This is a genomic window from Roseivirga echinicomitans, assembly GCF_001592935.1.
In the GTDB taxonomy this organism is placed as follows: Bacteria; Bacteroidota; Bacteroidia; order Cytophagales; family Cyclobacteriaceae; genus Roseivirga; species Roseivirga echinicomitans.
This window is the reverse complement of sequence record NZ_LRDB01000037.1, coordinates 1-1,059: the sequence shown is the minus strand read 5'-3', so window position 1 is coordinate 1,059 and position 1,059 is coordinate 1. Positions and strand designations below refer to the sequence as shown.

The 1,059-nt window shown below is 37.2% G+C and carries 1 protein-coding gene; it reads right to left on the bottom strand.

Translation table 11 applies throughout. The annotated features are described in order from the left end of the window. A partial coding sequence (locus tag AWN68_RS13350; protein ID WP_172796070.1) for an ABC transporter permease occupies positions 1-981 on the bottom strand: 981 nt, incomplete at its 3' end. Between the last annotated feature and the right edge of the window lie 78 nt (positions 982-1,059).

Genomic DNA, 1,059 nt, shown 5'->3' with positions numbered 1-1,059 from the left:
CCCCATTACTTTTCTTAAACCTATCTCCTTGATTCTCTTAATCGACCTTGCAGTAACCATATTGATATAGTTCAAGCAAGCAATAATCAAAATCAAGATCGCGACACTGCCAAACAAATAAACGTACCGAATATCGCTGACCGTAAATGGGCTAAATGTAAAGCCAGATTTTAAATGGATATCTTCATAGGGAAAGAAAAAGGCATTATTTATTAATTCTCCATTTTCTTCTTTTCTTATGGCATGGTCTGGCCAATCGGAGAGAATTAATTGATCAATTTTACCAATGAGCTTGTCAAGGTCTACATCTTCTGGCATTAGAATATAGTTGGCAGAAACCGTCCCTCCCCTTCCATCAAACCTTTCAGCGGCCTCTTTCAGCGCATTAAAGCTTGAAATCAAAAAATTGAATTGAATGTGAGAGTTAACAGGAGCATCTTCCACCACTGCAGTTATTTCAAACTTACCATCTTTCTCAAGTTCGAAGACTTTCCCAATAGGGTTCTCTGTGCCAAAATATTTTTCAGCTGTGGTTTTACTAATAACGGCCGTACCAGGCTCACTCAGTTTAGTTACTCCCTCAATGATAGGAAAATCAAAAATTTCAAAAACCTCATCGTTTGCCCACAAAATACCATCTTCATGAAAATTCTCCTTCCCCAGTTTGACCAATTTTCCGCTCACAAAACCCAGCATGGCCATTTTCTGAAACTCTGGTATACGATCTTTCATTAATGCGGCATAGCTCACTCTATAACTCTCCCATACTTCTGAACCATTTTGAGTATTAACATTTTCCGCCAAGGCGTAAATCCTTTCCCCATTGGTATGGAATTTATCAAAGCTCAGCTCTTGCCTTACATATAAGGACAATAAGATAAACGAAGTAACTCCAACGGTAAGCCCTGTGATATTCAGCACTGAAAAGAATTTATCTTTTAACAATCTTCTATAGGCAAGTCTTAAGTAGTTCTTAATCATTGTTTATCAGTTATCAGTTATCAGTTATCAGTTATCAGTTATCAGTTATCAGTTATCAGTTATCAGTCTGTCTCTTAT